General features: G+C 56.5%; 16 protein-coding genes and 3 pseudogenes. 17 read left to right on the top strand and 2 right to left on the bottom strand.

Annotation, left to right across the window (positions count from 1 at the left end):
* From OCY70_RS18640 to OCY70_RS18605, 9 genes and pseudogenes are all read left to right on the top strand, one after another.
* Entirely contained in the window at positions 1 to 729 is a 729-nt protein-coding gene (locus tag OCY70_RS18640) for a metal ABC transporter ATP-binding protein (RefSeq protein WP_213428128.1), read from the top strand.
* Between the two features lie 2 nt (positions 730 to 731).
* Positions 732 to 1,667, top strand: coding sequence for a metal ABC transporter permease (locus OCY70_RS18635; RefSeq protein WP_213428127.1), 936 nt, complete (start codon positions 732 to 734; stop codon positions 1,665 to 1,667).
* Positions 1,664 to 2,545: a metal ABC transporter permease gene (locus OCY70_RS18630; protein WP_213428126.1), complete on the top strand. Its 882-nt coding sequence runs from the start codon at positions 1,664 to 1,666 to the stop codon at positions 2,543 to 2,545. The genes OCY70_RS18635 and OCY70_RS18630 overlap by 4 nt, the downstream gene beginning before the upstream one ends.
* Positions 2,546 to 2,800: 255 nt before the next feature.
* Positions 2,801 to 3,121, top strand: coding sequence for a hypothetical protein (locus tag OCY70_RS18625; protein ID WP_213428125.1), 321 nt, complete (start codon positions 2,801 to 2,803; stop codon positions 3,119 to 3,121).
* Between the two features lie 169 nt (positions 3,122 to 3,290).
* Positions 3,291 to 3,722, top strand: coding sequence for an aminotransferase class I/II-fold pyridoxal phosphate-dependent enzyme (locus OCY70_RS18620; protein ID WP_249725048.1), 432 nt, complete (start codon positions 3,291 to 3,293; stop codon positions 3,720 to 3,722).
* Positions 3,723 to 3,865: 143 nt separating this feature from the next.
* On the top strand, positions 3,866 to 4,333 hold the full coding sequence (locus OCY70_RS18615) for an NUDIX domain-containing protein (RefSeq protein ID WP_213428124.1): 468 nt from the start codon (positions 3,866 to 3,868) through the stop codon (positions 4,331 to 4,333).
* Positions 4,334 to 4,343: 10 nt separating this feature from the next.
* A complete protein-coding gene (locus tag OCY70_RS18610) occupies positions 4,344 to 4,589 on the top strand; it encodes a hypothetical protein (protein ID WP_213428123.1) in 246 nt (81 codons plus the stop codon).
* Entirely contained in the window at positions 4,570 to 4,845 is a 276-nt protein-coding gene (locus tag OCY70_RS36215) for an ATP-binding protein (RefSeq protein ID WP_213428148.1), read from the top strand. Before OCY70_RS18610 ends, OCY70_RS36215 begins: the two co-directional genes overlap by 20 nt.
* 236 nt (positions 4,846 to 5,081) lie before the next feature.
* Positions 5,082 to 6,018: pseudogene (locus OCY70_RS18605) on the top strand (glycosyltransferase).
* Between the two features lie 120 nt (positions 6,019 to 6,138).
* Here OCY70_RS18605 and OCY70_RS18600 read toward each other — a convergent pair.
* Positions 6,139 to 6,638 (bottom strand): annotated as a pseudogene (locus tag OCY70_RS18600) (DUF1572 family protein).
* A 119-nt stretch (positions 6,639 to 6,757) separates the two neighbouring features.
* Positions 6,758 to 7,720 (bottom strand): helix-turn-helix transcriptional regulator, encoded by a 963-nt coding sequence (locus OCY70_RS18595; protein ID WP_213428122.1) that lies wholly within the window; start codon positions 7,718 to 7,720, stop codon positions 6,758 to 6,760.
* 160 nt (positions 7,721 to 7,880) lie between these two features.
* On the opposite strand from OCY70_RS18595, the gene OCY70_RS18590 reads away from it, so the two are divergent.
* The 8 genes and pseudogenes from OCY70_RS18590 (at position 7,881) to OCY70_RS18545 (ending at position 17,028) form a co-directional block, all read left to right on the top strand.
* Positions 7,881 to 8,753, top strand: a complete 873-nt coding sequence (locus OCY70_RS18590) for an SDR family oxidoreductase (protein WP_213428121.1) — start codon at positions 7,881 to 7,883, stop codon at positions 8,751 to 8,753.
* A 457-nt stretch (positions 8,754 to 9,210) separates the two neighbouring features.
* Positions 9,211 to 9,534 carry a hypothetical protein gene (locus OCY70_RS18585; protein WP_249725046.1) on the top strand — a complete coding sequence of 108 codons (324 nt, stop codon included), beginning with the start codon at positions 9,211 to 9,213 and terminating at the stop codon, positions 9,532 to 9,534.
* A complete protein-coding gene (locus tag OCY70_RS18580) occupies positions 9,434 to 10,912 on the top strand; it encodes a hypothetical protein (RefSeq protein WP_249725053.1) in 1,479 nt (492 codons plus the stop codon). The genes OCY70_RS18585 and OCY70_RS18580 overlap by 101 nt, the downstream gene beginning before the upstream one ends.
* The gene (locus tag OCY70_RS18575; RefSeq protein WP_249725043.1) at positions 10,912 to 11,562 is read left to right on the top strand and encodes a helix-turn-helix domain-containing protein; all 651 of its coding nucleotides are present in this window, start codon (positions 10,912 to 10,914) and stop codon (positions 11,560 to 11,562) included. Before OCY70_RS18580 ends, OCY70_RS18575 begins: the two co-directional genes overlap by 1 nt.
* A gap of 151 nt (positions 11,563 to 11,713) precedes the next feature.
* Positions 11,714 to 13,308: pseudogene (locus OCY70_RS18560) on the top strand (extracellular solute-binding protein).
* A 67-nt stretch (positions 13,309 to 13,375) separates the two neighbouring features.
* The gene (locus tag OCY70_RS18555; protein ID WP_213428120.1) at positions 13,376 to 14,356 is read left to right on the top strand and encodes an ABC transporter permease; all 981 of its coding nucleotides are present in this window, start codon (positions 13,376 to 13,378) and stop codon (positions 14,354 to 14,356) included.
* A 56-nt stretch (positions 14,357 to 14,412) separates the two neighbouring features.
* The gene (locus OCY70_RS18550) at positions 14,413 to 15,282 is read left to right on the top strand and encodes a carbohydrate ABC transporter permease (protein WP_213428147.1); all 870 of its coding nucleotides are present in this window, start codon (positions 14,413 to 14,415) and stop codon (positions 15,280 to 15,282) included.
* Between the two features lie 1,329 nt (positions 15,283 to 16,611).
* Positions 16,612 to 17,028 carry a tetratricopeptide repeat protein gene (locus tag OCY70_RS18545; protein ID WP_306433929.1) on the top strand — a complete coding sequence of 139 codons (417 nt, stop codon included), beginning with the start codon at positions 16,612 to 16,614 and terminating at the stop codon, positions 17,026 to 17,028.
* Positions 17,029 to 17,037: the final 9 nt, after the last annotated feature.

Here is a 17,037-nt window from a genome sequence, read left to right as displayed (position 1 = left end):
ATGTCCGTACTCAACGTGCAGGGCGTAACGGCATCTTACCGGAAAAATAAAGTGCTTCACGATGTCGACTTTGAAGTGAATCCAGGCTCGCTGACGGGAATTGTCGGCCCGAACGGAGCGGGGAAGTCGACCCTGCTCAAGGTGATGCTGGAACTGCATCCCAAGCTGTCCGGCAACGTCTCCTTCTTCGGATCGACCTTGGCGAGGATCAAGACGCGAGTGGGCTATGTGCCGCAGCGCGGGTCGGTGGACTGGGATTTCCCGACCAATGCGCTGGATGTGGTGCTGATGGGCTTGTACGGACGGATCGGATGGCTCCGATGGCCGGGCCGCCGCCACCGGGAGCTGGCGATGGAATCTTTGGCGAAAATGGGAATGGCCGATTATGCGGAACGCCAAATCAGTCAATTGTCCGGCGGCCAGCAGCAGCGGGTGTTCCTCGCGCGGGCGCTGGTGCAGGATGCGGATCTGTACTTCATGGATGAGCCGCTGGCCGGCGTCGACGCCGCGACGGAGACGGCGATTATGACGACGCTTAAGGAACTGAAGCTGTCCGGCAAGACCGTTATGGTCGTGCATCATGACTTGCAGACGGTAGAAGACTATTTCGACCATGTCCTGCTGCTGAACCGGACCGTAGTCGCGCACGGCAAGACCGCGAAGGTCTTTACCCGGGAAAACTTGCACCTCGCCTATGGCGGAGCGCTGCGCTGGATGAAGGAGGCATAGGCATGATGAACGCATTGTTGTCTCCGAACGCGCAGTGGGTGCTGTTCAGCACGCTGATTCTCGGCATGGCGTCGGGGATGATCGGATGCCTTGCCTATTGGAAGCGGCAGAGCCTGATGAGCGATGCGTTGTCCCATGCGGCGCTGCCCGGAGTCGTCATCGGATTCGCGATTATGGGAAGCAAAAATTTGCCGGTCATGATCGCCGGGGCGGCCGTCAGCGCGCTGCTGGGGGCGAGCCTGATTCAATGGATCCGCTCCTCCAGCCGCGTGAAGGAGGACACGGCGATGGGCATGATCCTGTCCGTATTTTTCGGATTCGGCATCATGCTTCTCACCATCGTCAATCGGACCGGGGGCGGCAACCAGAGCGGGCTGGACAATTTCATATTCGGTCAAGCGGCGTCGATGGTCCGCAAAGACGTGTACACGATGCTCGGCGTCGCTCTGCTCGTCATGCTGGTCGTCATCATTGCCTTCAAGGAATGGAAGCTGTTCCTGTTCGATGCGGATTTTGCCGCGGGATTGGGATTGTCCGGCAGGCTGATGAATGCCGTATATTTGACCGTGCTCGTGCTTGTTATCGTCATCGGCATTCAGGCCGTCGGCGTAATTCTGATGGCCGCGCTGCTTATCATTCCTTCGGTCAGCGCGCGCTACTGGACGCATTCCTTCAAGTGGATGATGATCCTGTCGGCTCTCTTCGGAGGCGGCTCCGGCCTCTTCGGAACATTCATCAGCACGCTCGGCAAGGGATGGCCAACCGGACCGTTCATCGTCGTCGCGTCCTCATCGCTGTTCATCGTATCGTTAGTGTTCGGTGCCCAAAAAGGGCTGCTCATCAAATCGCTGCAGCTGCGTGCCCAGAAGAAGCTGCTTACCCGCTCCTGGTCGGGGCAAGACAGTAAGGCACGTGCTCGAGGAGGGGAGTTAGCATGAGCTATACAGCGTGGATATTATTGACCGCCTCCTTGGTCGGCATGTCTTGCGGATTGGTCGGCGTCTTTCTCATTTTGCGCCGGATGGCGATGATGGCGGATGCCATCAGTCATACCGTCCTTCTTGGCATCGTAACGGCTTTTCTCATTACGCGGGAACTGAGCGGCATTCATATGCTGATCGGCGCGATTATTGCCGGACTGCTGACCGCCGTGCTGGTGCAGTGGTTCCATTCGCGGGGCGTGCAGCAGGACGCCTCGATCGGCGTCGTCTTCACCACGCTGTTCGCGATTGGCGTCATCCTGATTGCGACGCAGGTCGGCAATGCCCACCTGGATGTGAAGCATGCGCTGATGGGGGAGATTACGTTCGTGCCGTGGAACACGGTCGACCTCCCCGGGATCGGGACCGTCCCGGAAGCGACGGTGATTCTCGGCATCGTGCTGCTCGTTGTGCTGATTGCGATATTGGCATTCTATAAAGAGTGGAAAATTACGACCTTCGATCCGGCACTGGCCGCAAGCATCGGAATCCCGGTAGCGCTCATGCACTATGTGTTCATGGGGCTCGTCTCGGTGACGACCGTCGCCTCATTCGATGCGGTCGGAGCGATTATGGTTGTCGCCATGCTGATTACGCCGGCGGCGGCCGCATATTTGTGGACCGACCGCTTGTCCGTCATGCTCGTTCTAAGCTCTGCCTTCGGCATTCTCTCCGCCGTCGGAGGCTACTACGTTGCGGTATGGCTGGACACGTCGATTTCCGGTTCGATGGCCTTCGCCACCGGCATTGTATTCATGATTAGCTTTATCGGCTCGCCGAAGCACGGGCTGCTCTCGCGTTATGTGCGTCCCGAAGCGGTTGCTGAATCCCGGTAGAACTGGGTTTGCAACTTTGGTCCGATATCAAGCTGGAAAAAGATAAGCCAGAGGGCATCAAGCTCTCTGGCTTTGTGCGTCTTCTTGCTCCGTTCGTCCTGCTCCCAATGTCTCATAATCCGGGATTGCGGAGCGGCGTCTACTACTCTATGATGAAGACAGGGAAAAAGTGGGGAAGGCGAGAACATGCTCGAACGGCATTTTTTGGGATGCGGCCGATCTCGAATCAAAAATGCGGACTCGGGAGGGATAACATTGTATTACAAAATTTTCCGCTACTACATCGATGCGTCGCGGACGCAAGCCTATCATCAACTCATGGCGCGTGCCGATGCTGTATACCGGGCACATATCGACTATGCGCTGCATTATGCTCCCAGCGCCGATGAACCCGGCCTATGGATAGAGATTCAGATCTTTCCAAGCGAACAAGCTTACCGGGATGCCGCTGGGGATCTGTATCGGGATCCGGAACTGGACGTGCTCTATGAACAGTTCCTCACTTTGTTGGATCCGGGCCGATCGTCTATTCAGGAAGAGACCTATTCGCATGACATCGGGCGGGAGGGACGTTGATTCGGACCGTGCGGATGGAATCGCCGCCTGTCATTGAAGGAAGTTGAGGTACGGCAGATATGTTTAATCACATTAATTAATTTATTCACAGATGAAATGCGGCTCGTGTCACGGTGCGATGCGATTATCTCGTTGGCAGATTTGACGAGGTAAGGAGAGAGAAGAGAGCATGAGCAAATATTGGAGCGATCTGACCAAGAGGCTTGCCCCCTATGACTTGATCGAAGGCTTGGAGCGCGTCAAAAATTCGTTCAACTCCTATACGCTGGACCGGTTGTCGCTCGCGGGCGCGGCGGCGGCGCTGAAGGATGAGAATTACTTCCGGGAGACTTGCCGGAACGTCATCCGGACGCGGGAATGGACGGTCAAGCAGCTTGAAGAATTGGGGTGCTCCGTTATTGAATCGAAGGCGAACTTCGTCATGATGACCCATCCCGAGATTCCGGCGAAGCGGCTGTTCGAGGAGCTGCGCGAGCATGGCATATTAGTCCGGTACTTCGCTCAGCCTAGAATCGACAACTACTTGAGAGTATCAATCGGAACGGATGAAGAGATGAAGCAATTTATCGATGCGGTGCGGAAAATAGGCGGTATAATATAATTAATGGCATTAATCATAAATGTGATTAATTCATAGGCGCGGCTTGATGCCGACAGGGTGGAGCGCTTGCAGGCATCGATATGCAACGGCTTGCCGCATGCGCTGCGCAACGCCAAAATATATAAAGATAAAGGGTGGAAAATGTGGCAAAAAGCAAAATCATCGTGACCGCGGGAGCGATCATCCGCGATCGTGCCGGCAGAGTTCTGCTGCAGAAACGATCGGATTACGGCAACTGGGGGCTGCCTGGTGGCGGCATGGAGCCGGGAGAAGCGATCGAGGACACCATGATTCGGGAAGTCTACGAAGAGACCGGACTTGTAGTCGAGCAGTATGAGCTGTACTCGATCTATAGCGGCGAACGGATGCATTATACATACCCGGACGGCAATGAAGTCGTGTTCGTCATGTTCCTGTTCAATGCGGCGGTGAATCTGGAAGGGAAGCTGGAGGAAGACGGCAAGACGCTCCGCTTTCGGGACGAGGCGGGGGAATCGGCGGCGCTGGAATTCAAGCGTCTGGAGCAGATCGACACCTCGCAGATCAGCACCGTTCAGCGGCCTGTCTTCGAGGATTTGCTGCTGAAGAAGAGCATACTGCTTCGAAAATAAGGTTTAGGCCGTGAAGCTCCAGAAGGAGCAGATCGATCTGCGGGAGCTGCTGGAACAGATGCTCGTGGAATTCGAGCCGATTGCCCAGGAGTACGGGGTGCACATGAATTGGCAGCTCGAACCGGCATCTGCCCTAATTCAAGTGGACAGCGAGAAGATTATCCGGGCCCTCGACAATCTGCTGCTGAACGCCTTGAAATTTTCGATCAGCCGGGCGATATCTATGTTTCGTTCCAATCCGGGAACGGCCATTTGAGAGGGTTGCGATCGAGAACGAGGGCAAGCCGATTACGGCGGAGCAGGAGAAGCATCTGTTTGAACGCTTCTACAAGGCCGATGATTTCCGCACGGCGCATGCGATTCAATCCGGCTCCGGACTGGGGCTGTCCATTGCGAAAAACATCGTGGAGCTGCATGGCGGGACGATTACGCTTCGGCATGAGCATGGACACTTCACCTTCACGGTACGGCTGCCTGTATTCGATTGTATTTACCTTTGCGGGGAGCGGTAGAATACAATGAGGCCAATAACGAGTAAGTCACACCGCGCTATTCCTCTTTATGAGGGACATGATCCGGCGAGATCGGGTTTTGTAGTTATCATAATATATATTATGTTAACCTATGTTTCCGTGATGGTTGGCAGGCATTCGTATCTACTTTAAGTTACATAAGGAAGTTCGCATGTCTGAAGCCATTCAGCAGCGCATCTATGACCGGATAACAGGGCGCGGGATGGGGGAAGCCGATGAAGAAGAAAAAGATCGTCCTGACCGGAGGAGGCTCAGCAGGGCACGTTAGCGTCAATGCCGCCTTGATTCCGAAGCTGCTGGAGCGGAATTGGGATATCCACTATATCGGTTCGTATGAAGGAATCGAGCGCAAGATGATGTCAACTTTTTCCGAAGTGACCTATCATGGCATCTCGACCGGGAAGCTAAGGCGCTATGCGGATTGGAACAATGTGAAGGATCCGTTCAAGGTCTTAAAAGGCTGGCGAACCGTATCGCCATTCCGTTCGCAACCCGGATCTGCGCCACGTTCCCGGAGTCGCTTCAGCATAACCGCAGCGGCAAAGCGGAAGACGTCGGCGCAATCGTCCGCGAGGAGCTGCGGCAGGGGGATGCCGCCCGCGGGCGGCTGCATTGCGGATTCCCGGCGGGGAAGAAGGTCCTGCTCGTCATGGGCGGCAGCTTGGGCGCCAAAAGCATTAACGAGGCGATCCGGGGCAACCTGCGTTCTTTGCTCGCCACCTTCCGGATCGTGCATATTTGCGGCGCGGGCCAGGTGGACGAAGCTCTGCAGCTTCCGGGCTATAAGCAATTCGAATTCGTCCATGACGAGCTGCCGCATCTGATGGCGATGTCCGATATCGTCATCTCGCGGGCCGGATCGAACGCGATTTTTGAATTCCTGTCGCTGCGCAAGCCGATGCTGCTGATTCCGCTTCCGAAGGGGTCCAGCCGCGGAGATCAGATCCTGAACGCCAGATCGTTCGCGGACAGAGGCTTTGCCGAGGTGCTGGACGATGCGGACGTGTCGTCGGACGGCTTCTTGCGCATGGTTCACACCCTGGCGGACAAGCGGGAGGAGTACGTGCCCGGATGGATTCGCACTCGCACGATGCGATCGGCACGACAGAGAAGCTGGCGGACATGATCGGGCGATATGCCAGGCCGCGGTAGTTGGGGCGATTACGGAAGTTCTCCGATTCGGGGACGCCCCGGAAGACGGCTTGTGATGCGACTCCTTCCTCGCCACAGCTAAGGGCAGGTCTTGTGGCCGACCTGCCCTGTGACGGAGCCTTATTTTTTGCGGGGAATCGATAATGTGCTCCATTCCTCGGAGCGAATCTGCTTCGCGACATAGACAATCTGGCCGACGTGATACGAATAATGCGACATCTGGCGCTCGATCGCTTCGAGAACGGTATGAGGCTCGTTCCGGATGGTGATCGTCGCCAACAGATCGTCCGCCGTCAGGGAGCGAAGCGTATGCAGAAATACGTCCCAGCCCTGATTCCATACGCGCAGCAGATCGTCCTTGGAACGAATCGAATCGATGAATTCATCGTCGCGGTTGCGGTTCGGCTTCTCGCCGTCGCTTGTCAGAAAATCGGTCCAGCGTGATATCATATTGCCGCTCATATGCTGGACGATAACGGCGACGCTGTTCGAGTCCTCGTGTTCATCGCCCAATGGATATCCTGCTCCTGAAGCTGAGCCATCGCCCGTTCGGCATCCGCTTTCAGGCTCTTGAATTTGTCAATGACGACCCGTAAATAATGCGCTCCCACGCTCTCCATCGAATCTTGCGGCATGATACATGCACCTCCGGCAAAGGAATTGATTCCAGTATATCGATAATTAACACGGGAACCTATACGAACGAAGAAAAAAGTGCAGCCCGCCCCGCAAAGCGGCCTCAGGCCTGCTCCTCGCCGTACTGCGCCAGCAGCGCCTTCGCTTCCGCGATGACCGCGGCGCGCAGCTCGCCCGGCGCCATTGCCTCTATCCGCGGCCCGAAGCGGAGAAGCGTCTCGGCGGCCGATTCCAGCGTATGGAATTCGACCTCGGCCTCGGACCACCCGCCGCCTGCCGCCCGGACCGGACCGACACGGACGTGCCGGTCCTGGGACAAGCGCGCCAACACGTCGTCGCGCAGCCGTATATGCGCCGGGTAGCGCGGCAGGCTCGCGGTGAACTGGGCCGTCGATTGCGCCCAGTAGGACGCGAGGTCGAAGCCGGCGGGACGCGCGAAGGTCTCGTCCAGCAGCTCGGCATGCTTCAGCCGGGACAAGCGGTACGTGCGCAGCGCGGCATCGCCGGTCTCCGCGACGACATACCACACATTGCGCTTCGCCACGAGCCCGAGCGGATGAAGCGTCCGGGTCACGACGCCGTCCTCGCGCTCGTATTCCACGCGAACCGCCCGCTCTTCCCATACGGCCTCCTGCAGCAGGGGCAGAAAGGGCGACGAGTCCGACGTCGACTCATGCCAACCGGCCCCGTCGATATGGAGGCGTTCCCTAGCAATCTCCGCATCCCTCCGCTGCTCGGCGGACGTGGAGGCAAGCAGCTTCCGCAGGGCGCTGTCTCCCTCTTCCCGCAGACCGAGATCATCGAGCAGGGAGGAGGGGATCAGCAGCAGCGACAGAAGCTCCGTCGCCTTCATCCCCGTCAATGTCGTGCGGTATCCTTCCGCCAGCATCCAGCCGCCATTCGAACCGCGATCCGCGTACACCGGAATGCCGGCGGCGCTGAGGGCATCCATGTCGCGCATAATGGTCCGCTCGGATACCTCCAGCCGCCGGGCCAGCTCCTTCGATGTCAATTTGCCATGATTCTGCAGCAGCAGCACAATAGATAACAGCCGATCCGCGCGCATCCAATCATCCTCTTTCCCGTCCCGTGTAATCTATTTCTAAATCATTTCATTTGCAGCGTGCTCATCAAATCTCATCATATCATATCAATATGACAATAGATGTCATATAGGGTCGGATACAATAGGTTCGTAGTCAACAATTCAGAGAGGATGATGAGGAATGAAGCCATTGCATGGCAAGGTGGCCGTTGTAGCGGGAGCGACGCGGGGAGCGGGCAGAGGAATCGCCACGATGCTGGGAGAGGCCGGAGCCACCGTATACTGCACGGGGCGTTCGGTCCGCGGCCGGCAGTCCGACATGGGCCGGAGCGAGACGATCGAGGAGACGGCGGAGCTGGTGACGGCCCATGGAGGCAAGGGCATTCCGGTACGTGTCGATCATACGGTCGAGGAGGAAGTGAAGGCGCTGTTCGAGCGGATTCGGGCAGAGCAGGACGGTCAGTTGGATATATTGGTGAACGACGTATGGGGAGGCGAATCGCTGACTCAGTGGGGAGCCGCGTTCTGGGAGCATTCGCTGGCCAACGGGCTGCGGATGCAGAACCAGGCCGTCTATTCCCATATGATGACGAGCTATTACGGGGCGCCGCTCATGGCGGCCCGGCGGCAGGGCATCATCATTGAGATTACGGATGGCATCGATTATCGCTACCGCGGCAATCTGTATTACAGCCTGGCCAAAATATCCGCGATCCATCTCGCCGCCGCGATGGCGGAGGATCTGCGTCCGCATGGGGTAACCGCCGTCGCGGTTACGCCGGGCTTCCTTCGTTCCGAGGAGATGCTGGATCATTTCGGCGTGACGGAGGAGAATTGGAGAGAGGCAGGGAAGAAGGAGCCGCATTTTCTGATGTCAGAGACGCCGGTCTATATCGGCCGGGCGATTGCCGCGCTGGCCGCCGATCCGGACAAGCTCGACCTGTCGGGAAAGAGCCTCAGCACATGGGGCCTGTCGGAGCGGTACCCGTTCACCGATGCCGACGGAAGCCGTCCGCATTGGGGCAATTATGCCAAGGAGCAGGGCATCGGATAAGCGGACCAAGGAGATGCCCTGCTCCTGCCAGGCGATACGTTGGCGGACGCTCCCGCCCTTGGCCGTTTCCGACCATTTCAGTACCTCTTCGATCGTCTCCTTAATCCACAACGACAGCGGCAGTTCATCCAGCACCTGCAAGGTGCGCTCCACGTAATCCAGCACTGGATTGGAGTTGGCAAGCTGCTGCAGCGACTGGATCCGCTCCAGATTGACGATGCGCTCCTCGGCCGTAACGATATTTTGCAGCCAGCGATTGTCCCCGAGCAGCGCCGGGCCGCAGCGTCCTTCCCTGTACATGCGGATATGTTCTAATGATGTCAGCATGGCCTTCACTCATTTCCTTGGAATGCGATAAGTATCTGTTATTTTACCAGATTGAAAATAGCGCGTCTTCTTCTCATTGATTATAGTTAAGCCATCAAATTTTTTGAAGAAGAGGGAAGGAGGAACAGGGATGAAGGCTCGCTGGAGCATCCGCGCCTGGAGGGGGAGCGTGACGAGGAGGAGCGTTTTTTTGACCCTCCTGCTCTCGTATCTGGTTGTCCTGCTGCTGTCGGTGACGGTGGCAGGCGTTTTTTACTGCCGCATGGAGGAGATCATGATCAATCACGCGATCCGAACGAACACCGGCCTGCTGAAGCAGTTGAATCAGGATTACGGATTCGAGATTGAAGGAAGTGGAACAGTTGACGGCCCAGGTGGCGTTCAGTCCCAAGGTCAGATGGCTGCTGAACAATGCCGGCAGCGAAGGGCTGGAGAAGCAATTGAAGGTTATTGACGCCTTGAAGGAGCTGAGTAAATACAAAAACATCAGCAGCTTCATCCATGATTTTGCGGTCTATTTCCAAGGGAGCGATATGATTCTGACCCCCGATATGAAGACGGATGCCTCTCTTTATTTCTCGCGCTTCGCCATTTACACCGCCCGCCGCGGCGAATGGGTCCGCCATCAACTGCTGACGGGGCTTCATCCGAAGCAATATTTGCCTTCCGAACCCGTCAGGCGGGAGAATGTCCAATCCAACATGATCACCTTCGTTCAATCCCTTCCTTATGAGTATGTATCGGATATCAAAGGGCAATTGATCGTTCAGATCGACGAGCAGCAGCTTAGAGCGATGCTGACGCAGATCGAAGGCGTCAATGACGGCTCGCTCCTGATCCTGAACGAGAAGCGGGAGGTGCTGATGTCGACGGTTCACGGCGATACGGCTGCCGCTATTCATCGCCATCTGCGGCAGAATGGCGGCATTAACGAAATGCGGATTGACGGAGAACCGATGGTGCTGTCGCGCGTCAAGGGAACCAACGGCTGGGAATACGTCTCGGTTATCCCGAAGAAGGTGGTCCTGCAGGAGGTGCTCATCATCAAGCGCTGGGCGTTGATTCTCCTTACGGGTTGCCTCGCGGCGGGGATTGGCGGCTCCTATGCGATGGCTTACCGCTACTATCAGCCGATCAAGAGCGTGGTGAAGGTGTTGGCGCAGCGGGAACGGTCATCGGCGGAGATGTACCGGGACGAATTCGATCTGATTAAGCAATCGGTCGTCCGGACCTTGGAGCAAGAGGATAAGCTGCGGCATACGTTGTCCGAGCAGGCGCCCGTGCTGAGGGCGAACTTCCTGTCGCGCCTTATTCGCGGTCATGTCGACCTGTCACACGGGATGAGCGAGACGCTCGACTTTATGGATATCCGGCTGGATAACGACTACTTCGGCGTCATTCTGATCGATATCGCCGATTGCTCGCAATTCATCCAGGGGGACACCGAACGCGAATGGGGGCTGGTCCGGTTCGTGTTGACGAACCTGGGCCATGAGCTGCTGCAGGGGCGGGGCTATATCGTCGAGCTGGAACGCGATCGGCTGGCCGTGCTGCTGAATGTGCCGGAATCATCGGCCTCCGTCAGCGCAATCCGGGACGATCTGCTGGTCCCGCTGAAGGAGACGGCGCAGGTTCGCTTCAAGCTGTCCATCGCCTGCGGCGTTAGCTCGATTCACCGCGGGATCGATCGGATCGCGGCCGCCTACAGCGAGGCGCTGATGGCGCTCGATTACCGGATCGTGCACGGGACGGAATCGACGATGGTGTATGACAGATTGACGCGGGCCAATCTCCGCATTATCACTATCCGATTGAGACGGAGATTCAGTTGATGAACGTCGTCAAGAGCGGCGATGCGGAGCAGACGGCGAAGCTGCTGCAGCATATTTTCGAGATGAATTGGCAGCGGGAGCAAGTGACTCCGGATCGGATTCGCTGTTTGACAATCGAGTTGTTAACGACATTAATGAAAATCACGAACAGCATTCAAGTCGATGATCGGGAGGTGTTCGGCGCGCCGCTCGACCCGGTGGGATTGACCGCGCGGCCCATGGCCGGGGAGGAGATGCAGGAGCGGATTATGCGGCAGTACGGTACGCTCTGCCAGTACATATGGAGAGAACGCAGCGATTATCATGAGCGGCTGCTCCGCAAGATGACGACGTATATCGAGGCGAATTACCGGGATCCGAACTTCAGCCTGAACGCCATGGCGGATGAGTTCGAGATGACCTCGCCATACATCTCCGCTTTCTTCAAAAAATACGGCGGACGCAACATCACCGAATATATCGCCAAGCTGCGGGTCGAGGAGGCAAAGAAATTGCTGGCGGACAGCCGGCTGACGAGCTCGGATATCGCGCAGCGGGTCGGCTATGCGAGTGACGTCGGCTTCCTGCGATTCTTCAAAAAGCACGAGGGCGTCACGCCCGGCAAATACCGCGAGATGCTGGCGGGACAATACGATCGGAAGAACGGTTAACCGATCTTAACAACGGGATACCGGCAATCATACCATCCGCTAATCAATCTCGAAAACGTTTACTTACCGGCCGCTGCACGGATCGCTATAGTGGAAGCAGGCTTTCGCCAATCACCGAAATGGAATACCACATTCGATGGGAGGTCATGTCATGCAACAATTATTATGGCGACGAACGATTCTTGTACTGCTGTCTCTCGTGATGCTGACGGGAATGCTGGCCGGATGCAGCGGGAAGACGGAGCAGGCGGCGGAGCCTGCGGCCGATACGCCGGCGGGTGAAGTGCCGTATCCCGCTTCCTTAACGTACTGGGCCCGATCGGGAATGCCGGGACCGTGATGAAGAGCTTCAGCGAGATGGGGGCGTATCAGGAGCTGGAGAAGCGGACCGGAACGAAGGTCACGTTCCCGCATCCGCCCGCCGGGCAGGAAGCCGATCAGTTCAAACTGATGCTCGCTTCCGGCAAGCTGCCGGATGTCATCGAGTACACATGGGGCGGCGTCGCGAAGGGGCCGGATCAGGCGATAAAGGAGTAGCGCATTCTTCGCTTGAATGAGCTGATCGACCAGCATGCGCCGAATCTGAAGGCGGTGCTGGAAGCGCGGCCCGATCTGAAAAAGCTGGTCACGACCGATGAAGGCAATATTTACGTCTTTCCGTTCCTGCGCCCGGATGAAGAGCTGCTGACGTTCATGGGGCCGACGATTCGGAAGGATTGGCTCGACAAGCTCGGCCTGCAGGTGCCGGCGACGATCGAGGAATGGGAGAAGATGCTCATCGCTTTCCGGGAGGGCGATCCGAACGGCAACGGGAAGAAGGATGAAATCCCGTTCCTGCTGCGGGATATTAATGTCGCGTTCGTGGGTGCGTTCGGCATTACCGACGGCTTCTACCGGGAAGGCGACGAGATCAGGTACGGGCCGATTCAACCCGAATATAAGGACTCCTTGACGATGCTCAACCGCTGGTACAAGGAAGGATTGCTGGACAAAGATTACGCGACCACCGACGGCAAGCTGCAGGATGCGAAGATGACGAGCAATGTGCTTGGCTCACTCGTGACGTATAATGGATCGGGCATCGGGCGGTATACGAACCTGATGAAGGGCTCCCATCCGGAGTTCGAGCTGGTCGGCGCGCCTTATCCGACCGCCGTTCCGGGCAAGAAGGCGCTCGGCCAAGCCGATTCGCCGTTCGCGGGCATTGGCGCCGCCGTCTCGGCGACTGCGCCGAATCCGGAGCAGATCGTGAAATGGATGGATTATAAATACGGCGAGGAAGGGCATCTCCTGTTCAACTTCGGCGTTGAGGGCGTCAGCTATCAGATGGAGAACGGGTATCCGAAATATACGGACGAGATTATGAAAAATCCGGAAGGCTTGCCGGTCGCGGAAGCCATGGCCAAATATATGCCGGTGAACTGGTCCGGGCCGTTCGTTCAGGACAAACGCTATATCGAGCAGTATATCGAGCTGCCGGAGCAGAAGCAGGCGATGAAGAACTGGCTCGATGCGGACCGGAGCAAGCTGCTGCCTCCATTGACGAGGACGTCGGAGGAGAGCTCCACCTATGCTTCCATCATGGCGGATATCGATACGTACAAATCGGAAATGTTTAATAAATTCGTCATGGGCGCCGAGCCGCTGGACCGGTTCGATGCTTTTGTCGAGACCATTCAATCGATGGGGATAGAGCAGGCGATCCAAATTCAGCAAGCCGCGCTGGATCGGTTCAATAAGCGATAAAGCAGGCGGTTCGTGCCGGGGCGGGTGATTGACCGGCACGAGCCGTTGCAGAGAAGGAGGAATCGGCATGCCCCCCCCAAGCAAGCGGCGGCGCGTCCTCGCTCGCGCGGGACGAAGTCCGGATGCAAAAGCGGACCGGAGCTTCCTGCAGCGGGTCATCCGCGACGCCAAGCTGAATAAGTATGTTTATTTGATGCTGCTGCCTGTCGTCGCCTATTACGCGATATTCCATTACGGCCCGATGTACGGCATTCAGATTGCATTCAAGGATTATTCTCCGGCCTTGGGCTTCCTGGACAGCCCTTGGGTCGGCTTCAAATATTTCGAAGAATTTTTCAACAGCCACTTCTTCTGGCGCATCGTGCGCAACACATTGCTGCTTAGTCTCTACGAGCTGATCTTCTCGTTCCCGGCGCCGATCATCCTCGCGCTGATGCTGAAAGAGCTTCGCCATCAACTGTTCAAGCGGGCGGTGCAGACGATTACGTACATTCCGCATTTCATCTCGATTGTCGTCATCGTCGGGATGATGGTCGATTTTCTCGCCCGGGGCGGTCTGATCAACAATATCCTGAGCTGGTTCGGCGTGGAGGCGGTCGCTTATTTGCGGGAGCCAGGATGGTTCCGGACGCTTTATATCTTTTCCGGCATCTGGCAGGGCGTTGGTTGGGGGATGATTATTTATTTGGCGGCGATCTCCAACATCGATCCTTCCCTGTATGAAGCGGCGAAGGTGGACGGCGCCTCCAAATGCCGCCAGGTCATCCATATTACCATCCCGGGCATCATGCCTGTCGTAATCATTCTGCTTATTCTGCAGATGGGGAGTATCATGTCCGTCAGCACCGATAAAATATTGCTCATGTACAACTCTTCCACCTATGAGACGGCCGATGTCATTGGCACCTATGTATACCGCAAAGGGCTTCTCGAAGCGAACTACAGCTACAGCGCCGCGATCGGCCTGTTCAACTCCGTCATCAATTTCGCGCTGCTTATTCTCGCGAACACGGTCAGCCGCCGGACAAGCGACTGGAAGCTTTGGTGACGCCCGGCAGGTGACGCAGATTCGTACCGATTCAAGGAGGTAATGCGGTGAACAACATGTCGCTTAGCGAACGAATCTTTGAAATGTTCAACATTCTGTTCCTTATCTTGCTATGTCTCGTCACGCTGTATCCCTTCATCTACGTCCTGTTCGCTTCGCTCAGCGAGCCCGCATGGGTCGTCCAGCAGCGCGGCTTGATCTGGCATCCTTCCGGGCTGAACCTGGAAGCGTACCGGCTCGTGTTCGACAACCCGGTGATTACGAGCGGATATATGAACACCTTGTTCATCGTCGGGGTCGGCACCTGCCTCAACGTTTTCATGACGACGCTTTGCGCCTATGGGCTGTCCCGGCAAAACGTGATGTGGAAGAACCCGATTATGTTCTTCATCGTATTCACGATGTTTTTCTCCGGCGGGCTCATTCCGAGCTACCTGCTCGTGACGGGGCTCGTCATGCTGGACAGCTTGTGGGCGCTCATTATCCCGGGAGCCGTCAGCGCCTTCAACCTGATTATTATGAGGACGGCGTTCCAATCGATTCCGCACAGCCTGGAGGAATCGGCCAAGCTGGACGGCGCGAACGACTTCACCGTCATGATCCGCATCATCCTTCCGCTCTCGATGCCGGTCATTGCGGTCATGATTCTGTTCTATGGCGTGGGGCACTGGAATTCCTGGTTCGGCGCCATGATCTACCTTCGCGATCGCGAATTATACCCCCTGCAGCTTGTGCTGCGCGAGATTCTGATAACGAACAGCACGGACAGCATGCTGACGTCAGCGGGGACGGCCGACAAGATGCCGATAGGGGAGACGATCAAGTACGCGACCATCATCGTCGCCACCGTTCCCATTTTGCTGCTGTACCCGTTCCTGCAAAAATATTTCGTCAAAGGCGTCATGATCGGCGCCATTAAGGAATAGGAGCGAGCTGCTGTCGCTTGAACCCAGCTTGACTTGGCCCGGCTTGGCTTCCGGCCTGATGCATGCTTGTGCATCGGGCTTTTTTTTTGATGCCCGGGAGTACATATAGGTTAGGGGTAGGGCTCGTTGTCCGCATTCTCCCATTCATTCAGGAGAGTCGAGTAGATGTTGAGCTCCCTTAGCAGCACTCTCCCAATTAGTCAGGATCGTGTGGTATGTACAACAACTTATGTGCAATCTCCCATCCGGTCAGGATCGTGTAAATGTAGAGCTACTTTACACCATTCTCCCATTCGGTCAGGAAGGGAAATATGTAGAGCTACTTTACACCATTCTCCCACTTGGTCAGGAACGGACATATGCAGAGCTACTTTACACCATTCTCCCACTTGGTCAGGAACGGACATATGCAGAGCTACTTTACACCATTCTCCCATTCGGTCAGGAACGGACATATGCAGAGCTACTTTACACCATTCTCCCATTTGGTCAGGAACGGACATATGCAGAGCTACTTTACACCATTCTCCCATTCGGTCAGGAACGGACATATGCAGAGCTACTTTACACCATTCTCCCATTCGGTCAGGAACGGACATGCAGAGCTACTTTACACCATTCTCCCATTTGGTCAGGAACGGTAATATTCAGAGCTACTTTACACTATTCTCCCATTCGGTCAGGGAGCAGAGAACAGGTTCATGCGAAGCTACTTGGTATCATCCTCCCCCGCGCCTCAGTATCTTTATCTTGGTCTTGCCGTCCGGGATGAGAGCGGATTGAGTGAATGGCCGAGTTAGAGGGGAAAGGGACACTGCCTAGTCAAAGGACCGCGGTAGATTAGAACGAGCTGACGGAAGGGGATATCGGCCAAAAGAGACGGAGGGCGGCAATGCTTCTGAATGAAGGGGATATCGGCCAAAAGGAGCGGAGGACGGAGACGCTTCTGAATAAAGGGGATATTGGCCAAAAGAGACGGAGGGCGGTAACGCTTCTGAATGAAGGGGATATCGGCCAAAAGAGACGGAGGGCGGCAACGCTTCTGAATGAAGGGGATATCGGCCAAAAGGAGCGGAGGACGGAGACGCTTCTAAATAAAGGGGATATTGGCCAAAAGAGACGGAGGGCGGCAACGCTTCTGATTCGAAGGGAGAGTGAAGCAAAGGGAAGTAGAACAGCCTGACTGGGGTGGAAGAAGGTGGTATAATGTATAAGCGCGCGTCAAGTCGTGCGATATAGGATGAAAGGATGAACGACCGATGAATGATGCGCTGCAGCGTGCCATCGATCTGAGAGCGGGCGGAGGAAGCGATTCCGCTGCTGGCGGGATTGCTGGGGCATGATCCGAACAATGGGGAGATTCTATGCCAGCTCGCTTGGGCGCATGATAACCTCGGCCGGGAACGGGAGGCCGTCCCGTATTACGAACAGGCGCTGCGCTGTCCGCTCGACGATGAGCACCGCGCCGGAGCCCTGCTTGGCTTGGGCAGCACCTACCGCACGCTGGGTCGGTACGCCGAGGCGAAGGAGACGCTGGGACAGGGCATGCGACAATATCCGGAGCGCAAGGAATTTAGCGTGTTTTACGCGATGACGCTGCATAATCTCGGCGAGCATGCGGAGGCGATCCGGCTGCTGTTGACCGCGCTGGCGGAGACTTCGGAGGATGAAGGCATTCGCGCCTACAGCCGGGCGATTGGCTTCTATGCCGACAAGCTGGATCAGGTCTGGGATGAAGACGGCTAGAAATCGTCA

The sequence above is a fragment of the Paenibacillus melissococcoides genome (assembly GCA_944800085.1).
GTDB lineage: Bacteria > Bacillota > Bacilli > Paenibacillales > Paenibacillaceae > Paenibacillus_B > Paenibacillus_B melissococcoides.
This window is presented reverse-complemented; position numbering and strand designations above follow the sequence as displayed.